Origin of the sequence: Nostoc sp. JL31 (assembly GCF_017114965.1) — a bacterium.
Classification (GTDB): domain Bacteria; phylum Cyanobacteriota; class Cyanobacteriia; order Cyanobacteriales; family Nostocaceae; genus Nostoc; species Nostoc punctiforme_A.
Window position 1 is genome coordinate 1 of sequence record NZ_JABXKO010000019.1, and the last position, 7,008, is coordinate 7,008.

Annotated in this window: 8 protein-coding genes and 2 pseudogenes; 9 read left to right on the plus strand and 1 reads right to left on the minus strand. The window is 43.9% G+C overall.

Annotated features, from left to right (window positions below; translation table 11 throughout):
* Positions 1-267 precede the first annotated feature (267 nt).
* Positions 268-2,112: pseudogene (locus HWQ43_RS03260) on the minus strand (iron uptake porin).
* Positions 2,113-2,398: 286 nt separating this feature from the next.
* On the opposite strand from HWQ43_RS03260, the gene modA reads away from it, so the two are divergent.
* The 9 genes and pseudogenes from modA (at position 2,399) to HWQ43_RS03305 (ending at position 6,957) form a co-directional block, all read left to right on the plus strand.
* A complete protein-coding gene (gene modA, locus HWQ43_RS33700; RefSeq protein ID WP_366932774.1) occupies positions 2,399-2,797 on the plus strand; it encodes a molybdate ABC transporter substrate-binding protein in 399 nt (132 codons plus the stop codon).
* Positions 2,757-3,080, plus strand: a pseudogene (locus HWQ43_RS03270) (ABC transporter permease subunit); the annotation flags it as partial. The gene modA and the pseudogene HWQ43_RS03270, both read left to right, overlap by 41 nt.
* A gap of 168 nt (positions 3,081-3,248) precedes the next feature.
* Positions 3,249-4,778, plus strand: a complete 1,530-nt coding sequence (locus HWQ43_RS03275) for a strawberry notch-like NTP hydrolase domain-containing protein (RefSeq protein WP_292730180.1) — start codon at positions 3,249-3,251, stop codon at positions 4,776-4,778.
* A gap of 33 nt (positions 4,779-4,811) precedes the next feature.
* The gene (locus HWQ43_RS03280) at positions 4,812-4,985 is read left to right on the plus strand and encodes a strawberry notch C-terminal domain-containing protein (protein WP_292730182.1); all 174 of its coding nucleotides are present in this window, start codon (positions 4,812-4,814) and stop codon (positions 4,983-4,985) included.
* Positions 4,960-5,172: a hypothetical protein gene (locus HWQ43_RS03285; RefSeq protein WP_292730185.1), complete on the plus strand. Its 213-nt coding sequence runs from the start codon at positions 4,960-4,962 to the stop codon at positions 5,170-5,172. The genes HWQ43_RS03280 and HWQ43_RS03285 overlap by 26 nt, the downstream gene beginning before the upstream one ends.
* Positions 5,173-5,220: 48 nt before the next feature.
* Positions 5,221-5,787 carry a hypothetical protein gene (locus tag HWQ43_RS03290; protein ID WP_292730188.1) on the plus strand — a complete coding sequence of 189 codons (567 nt, stop codon included), beginning with the start codon at positions 5,221-5,223 and terminating at the stop codon, positions 5,785-5,787.
* 249 nt (positions 5,788-6,036) lie between these two features.
* On the plus strand, positions 6,037-6,186 hold the full coding sequence (locus HWQ43_RS03295; protein ID WP_292730191.1) for a hypothetical protein: 150 nt from the start codon (positions 6,037-6,039) through the stop codon (positions 6,184-6,186).
* Entirely contained in the window at positions 6,173-6,421 is a 249-nt protein-coding gene (locus tag HWQ43_RS03300) for a hypothetical protein (RefSeq protein WP_292730196.1), read from the plus strand. Before HWQ43_RS03295 ends, HWQ43_RS03300 begins: the two co-directional genes overlap by 14 nt.
* A 17-nt stretch (positions 6,422-6,438) precedes the next feature.
* Complete coding sequence (locus HWQ43_RS03305; protein WP_292730193.1) at positions 6,439-6,957, plus strand: ERF family protein; 519 nt, start codon at positions 6,439-6,441, stop codon at positions 6,955-6,957.
* Positions 6,958-7,008: the final 51 nt, after the last annotated feature.

Below are 7,008 nucleotides of genomic sequence, written 5' to 3' on the forward strand. Positions count from 1 at the left end.
TGCTACAGAATAGCTCGAAATGAGTAGATAAGTTGTGGCGATCCGCTTATAAAGCTACGCATAGCTTTCACGTTTGCGTAGCGTCCCGTAGGGAAGTGGCACAGGATCTTGCTACATTTCAGAACAATATTTGGGTAAAAATTCATATTTCCTTCTGCAACGGCAGTTTCCACAATTTGGAAAGGCATTGTATTAACAAGTTAGCAAAGCCACCTAGCAGACTGTCTCCCTGTTATAACGACTGCCGTCTTTTTAATGCAAATTTATCTAGAATCGGAATGTAATACGAACAACTCCTGTATAGATAGTGTCATTATTGCTGTTCTGCTCTGGGTTAAATATCACAATCAAGCCTGGTGTAATTGAGATATTGTTATTCACTTGGTAGCGATATAGTCCTTCTAAATGGAAAGATGTATCGCTATCTTCACGAAGATTACTAGTAGCAGTAAGTACAGCAGGGCCAAAGTCATTACTCGTCACCTTGGGTGGTTGACCAAAGATTAAACCTCCCAAGTTACCCTTTTTGCCTAAATCAGGGAGAGCTAAAGTGACCGCCCAGTTCCAGATGTCTGCCTTATCACCTCTATTAACATTTGCACCAGAACTAACCTCTGCGATCGCTTGACTATACCCAACCTAACCAGAAAGTACTAATTGGGGGTTGAAACGATAGCTGGTTTCTATCCCATAATGATTGGCTGAAGTGGCAACACCAGCACCAAATGGGGTATTAGCGAAAGCGCTACCATAAGCCCCCGAAACGGAAACATCATTATTACTACCAGTAAAGTAAGAGTGTGCATAGCTCAAAGCAAAAGTTAAGTTTTGGTTTGGCTGGAATGCTAATTGAGCTAAAGCACCATAACTACCGTCAAATAGCCCTGCACCAGCACTAGGATCGTTAGCTCTTCTAGCAAGATAACCCCCAGATAAAGTAATCGCGTCGCTCAATTTAAAGATGGCGCTGACCCCTGAACCTGTATTACTAGCAGAACCCGTATTACTGGCGCGGTAAATAGGGGAGAATCGACCAAACCGCGAAAGAGATCCAATCGGGGTTGAGGACAGCAAAGGGTTAATAGTGTTGAAGTTGTCGTAGAATTCCCCACCAATAGCATCAACAATGACATTGATTTTGTCACCTACCGGGAAGCGATAATATAATTTGCCCAGTACAATGTTGTTGTCGTTGTTCCCGTCCCACGATACACGGGTCATGTTTGTACCTGTGACTGCCCCACTAAAGGCTGTGGTGTTATTCGCTTCTAAACGGGTAAACAACTGGTCTTTGCCAGTGAAACTACTAATTAGATTCAAGCGGATGCGATCGCTGAAAATCGCGTTGTCCTGAAGCCTTCGTCCACCCGATGCTGTATACTCGTTAGCTCTTGCAGCCTCTCTAGCTGTACCCGCAGGAGCTGCTTCAATTCTTCTCCAGCGATCGGAATCTAGCGCTCTATCCCCACCAAACACACTCCCAACAGAGAAAATTATTTCTGCATTTAACTTGGTAGTAGTTGAAAATTGTTGATTTTCCAGGTTTGCATTACGAGCTTCCAACCCATCTATCCGTCCCCGTATTTCAACTAGTCCATCAGCGAATTCTTCTTGCAATTTTCGCAAGGTTTCTAAGTCTTCTTTTGTGACTAACTCTGCTGTACTAGTAGCAATCAATTCATTAACCCGATTCAGACAAGCGTTAAGACCTGCGGCAAACTCATAACGAGTCATTGCCCGATTTCCTTGGAAGCTGCCATTAGGATATCCAGCTATACAACCGTAGCGCTCAACTAAAGATTGTAAAGCCTGGAATGCCCAATCTGTAGGTTGCACATCAGATAGTTGAGAGACTGAAGTAACCTGACTCATGACTGAGTTCGGATTTTTGCTGCTGCGATCATTGAACTGCTGGCTCTGGTCAGATGAAGTAACGCCGATAGGTGCAGTCAAAACAGCTTGATTATCTGTTTGAGCAACCACACCTTCTTTTGCCGGAGACTGAGTAGTCTGCATATCTGCTGGAATAGCTGATGCACCTTGAGCATTCACCAGACTAACTACTAATAAGATTGGAGCAATCAACAATGAATTATGTAAAAAACCAGACATTAACCTCACACCTCAAATACTATTAGACCAACTTGATTCCTGAAATAGTTGGTACTAAAAAACACCCGATGCATTATTATTACCAGATTTTCAGCTTTTTACCAACTTATATGGTAAAAAGCTGGCAAAATTTTAGTCAGTATCGGCACAGTTATTGATAACAGTCAGTTCTAAGTGGTAATCTGTAATTTTTTACCAGTTTTTTTGGTTACTAGTCCGCTAGATTGGTAAATTATGAATTAATTAAGAAAAAATGCTTGAGAGACTGCAAATGAATAATAAACGAATGCTGACTTTTGTCAGTTGGGTATTTATCTCATTTTTACTAATCGTCGGCTGTAGTCAAACGACTACACCTAACTCATCCTCAACTCCTAGCCCAGCAGCCCAAACAGCAAATTTGACGATATCAGCAGCTGCTAGCCTCAGAGATGCGATGGACGAAATCAAACCTCTCTACAGTAAGGAAAAGCCAAATGTTTCTCTGAGCTACAACTTTGGTTCATCAGGCGCTTTGCAACAACAGATTGAACAGGGTGCAGGAGTTGACGTTTTTATCTCAGCTGCAACTAAACAGATAGATGCTTTACAGAAAAAAGGTTTGTTAGTTGATGGGACTCGCAAGGACTTACTGAAAAATCACAGCGATCGCAGCTACAATTGTTTCCTTCCCATTAATGTATAAAACTGCATTGGGAGCGTTTGAACAGATTGACACCAATCTCTTGCGGGTAGCCAGAACTCTTGGTGCAACGGAAGTGGCAATCTTCTGGCGCATCAGTCTACCTCTAGCACTGCCCGGAATTGTAGCGGCTACAACTCTCGCCTTTGCCCGTGCTTTGGGTGAATTTGGTGCCACGTTGATGCTGGCGGGCAATATCCCAGGACAAACGCAAACGATTCCAATGGCAATATATTTTGCTGTGGAAGCAGGAGCAATGGACGAAGCCTGGTTTTGGGCGATCGCATTTGAGAAGATTTCCGACCCCTGGACTTTAGAACCACAATCCCCTCACCATTCTGTTCCCACGCCAGCAGTTATAATCCCTTTGCCCAGACTCCGACTACTCCTACCTAACCCGTCTTAGCTCAAACGGCTACGCCAAAGCGAAAGTGATGTATTCTATATAATAGATATGGTCAGCCTTATAGCCACGCAAGGAACTCTGTTTGACCTAGAAACAGTTCTGGATTATGGGCAATCAATCCTCAACGTTGCTCAAGAACTCACCAAATCACTGATCGAGCAACGGACTATCTCCACCAGGACAATCCAAGCCCAGATGAATCGCCACTTTCACGGCACGGCAGCAGAGGGCGCATGGCAGTGGAAGGATGCTTACGAGGCAGTGGAAGCGGCGCAAATATTATATCTGCGTCAAAAAGGTTACAAGCGTTTATTAGAGTCGCCGCTAACAGTATTATTGGAATTGGAGAAGTTAGTAGCCCTCTGCCCAACGCAAACACGGCGCAGTGAAGAGTCAGTACAGCTTCAGCAATTCTCGACACCGTTACCATTGGCTTATCTGGTAGCCAAAGCAGCATTTATAAATGCTGATGATTTGATTCTGGAGCCAAGTGCCGGAACTGGTTTATTAGCACAAATGGCTAAACTTAGGGGTGCAAGTCTGATGCTCAACGAGCTTGCACCCGATAGATCGAAGATTCTGCGGCGATTGTTTCCCGGCACTCCACTATTTGGGGTGAACGCCGAACAAATCAACGATTATTTAGCTGGCAAGACTCAGCCTTCGGTTGTTCTGATGAATCCACCTTTCTCCGCATCTCCCAAAATCAACAGTCGCAATCCCGACGCAACAAAGAGCCACATCAACTCGGCATTGCAAAGACTGGCTAACGGTGGACGATTGGTAACAATCACAGCCAATTGGTTCTCTCCGGCTAACCCAAGCTGGCGAGAGACTTTCCTTAAGTGGCAGGATTTTGCGCGAGTTCTACTGTCTGTTGGGGTCAACGGCAAGGTGTACTCGAAACACGGGACGACGATGGAAACCCGGATTACGGTAATTGATAAAGTCCCGGCTGACTCCAACAAAATTCCTTGCATTACTGAAACTTTAAATCTGCCTGAAATACTGGCACTGGTTCAGCAGTTGCCACAGCGATCTTCGTGGGAACGCTTAGATATCAAAGCTGCTGCGATCGCAAAAGTTGTTCAATTGCTAAAACGTACTACAGTTGCACAACCAGAAACAGTTTCTTTTCTTGCAGACGACGTAGTAGTGCTGGAGTATGAGGTTATCGAGTGGACGGCTAGTGAGGGTTTGAAAGATACTTTATATGAAACATATCGCCCACAGCGAATCCGAATCAAGGACGCTTTACCTCATCCATCCCTACTGTGCGAAAGTGCAGCCCTAGCACTTGTTTCGCCACCAGCACCAACTTATAAACCGCATCTTCCTAGCAATATTATTGCACAAGGCTTGTTGTCAGAGGCACAGCTTGAGAGCGTTATTTACGCTGGTTTTGCCCACTGTGAATTTCTGTCTGGGTCTTATATTGTGGATGATTCTCTTGATAATGTGACTGTAGCAGCAAATAGCTCAGAAAACGCTGTTAGATTTCGCCGTGGCTGGTTCCTTGGTGATGGGACGGGTGCTGGTAAAGGACGACAGTGTGCAGGTATCATATTAGACAATTAGACTTATCCGAAAATCTAAAATGCTTAATATACAATGGTTATAGCGATTTTAATGGCTTGCGATCCACTGCGTCAATTCCTCAACCGACTACTGGCTCTACGAATTGATATGCAAAACGTGATTTTCGAGAGGTTTGAATTACTCTTGAGCCAGCAGATTGAAGCAGCGATCGTGGCTGGAGATGGGTGTAGAGACTTTACGGGCTGAACGGTTTACTGTTGAGAGCCAGGAAGCTGTGTACACCCACCCTGCCACAGGTAGCGTCACCAATTACTTGAAAGTACAACGCACCCAGAAGAACAACATTAAAACTGCTGAAGAGATGTTAGAGTTCGCCACTCAATATCTTGGACTGCTCATGATCAACTCCAAGTCTGGTAATGCTGCTGTGTAAATTCCGACACATAGTATCTACGACGCTGATGGTAGTGTTGTACCAAGAGTGTTACTTGTCCGTCCCCAAAAAGAAACCCGTATACCAGTCAAGGATTTAGAATCTTCCACTTGGAAAGCCGTTTGTGTCGATGCGTTCGTCACAGGGTGGTCTACTGAAGTGGACGCACTGCCCAAGTTCACAACCGATTACCTGCACTTAGTCATCGGTATTTTGTTGCCCATTTGGAAAATCTTGCCGCAGCACAGTAGCCGAGTCTTCAGGTTACAAACCAGCGATGGACAAAAGATACTCGGTCGGATGGTTAACGCTCAGGATATCCAGTCGGTGGCTGAACAACTCGGACTCAAGGACAAGCTGTTAAGCCCACAGGAGTTAGTCTCTTTAGTGCTAAACGAAGGCTATTCCCAGCAGTTACCGGGTGGCGTAACTTTACGGCGTTCTTATATTGCCGCAGAACCTCGCATAGAGCTGGTTAATGCTATCTCACTTGCAGAGCGACTCTTAGCTGTTGGATGTTTCACCGAGATCATCAACTGGTGCAAGCGGGTATTCATTCCGGTTTCAGACAAAGCCCCAGCTATTCTAGCGGCTGTGATTGAAATCTTGGGATGATTGCTAACCTCAAAGACCCAGATTAAATGCCTGGGTCTTTTTTACTTTTAAAAAATTAATAAGCTAATCGGTATTGAATTTTTACCTTCATCCTTTGAGTGTTAACTCTTACCCCTTACTGGCGTTGACTATCTTAACTAAATACTGATTCAAATAACTTTGGGCAGCGATGATAACACCAAGGGAAGTGCAATCTACCATACAAACGCTCCGCGAGGGATTGATGAAATTCTTGTGGAGAAAGCGATTATGGCTAAGAAAGACTTTGCAGCCGCCCAAGCCGTTGAGTTGTACATCGGCAACTATCGATTTGATGCCATTAGGATTGTTGAAACGAAAGAGTACCGGATGTCTCAAAATCACATACTTGAGACAATAGGTATAAATAAAAACTGGTAGTTACTCTAGAAAATTTAATCTCGGCGACTATGAATCATTAGAACTGGGTTGTTCTCTCTGGGCACAAGTCGAAGATGGGGAAGACGCTGATGGGATAACCCAATTCCTCTATCATCAAGCTAAAAGTTCGGTCAAACTTGCGGCAATGCCTGTGTTAAAAGCCTCAGAGTTTCAGATAAATAAAGCCAAATCTAACAAAAAAATGTCTGGTGATATTAACGAAAGTGATTGGTAAAAGTTTGGAATTGAATAATGCAAGAACTAATCAAAGCTTTAATTAAAGCAAAGGCAGAGTTTAACCCCATTCAAAAAGACGGTACTAATCCTCACTATAAACGCAAATATGCAACACTAGATGCTGTATTGGATGCTGTCACTTCCGGACTCAGTAAACATGGATTAGTAATAATCCAAACTACCGAAATCTTTGAAGGTAAAACCGTGCTACGGACTCATATTTTTCATGAATCTGGGGAGAGTATCACAAGCACCTATCCCTTACCTGAGATTAGTGATTCCCAGAAATTGGGTGCAGCTTTGACCTATGCCCGTCGATACGCAGTCTGTGCAATTTTATCAGTCACAGCAGATGAAGATGATGATGCTGAAGGCGCAACTACTCCTAAAAAGGCTGAACAAGCACAGAATAATATTAGACCCCGCAAAGACAATCAACAGCCTAGAGTTCAACCAACAAAGCAAGCTGTAACTCCGCCAGCAATCAACCCAAAAGATTTGCGAATCAAAGAAGTTCGCACACTTTTAAATTAACGTGAGTTCGATAGAACTAAAAAATAGCAGGAGGCAGTGCAGGCAAATCTT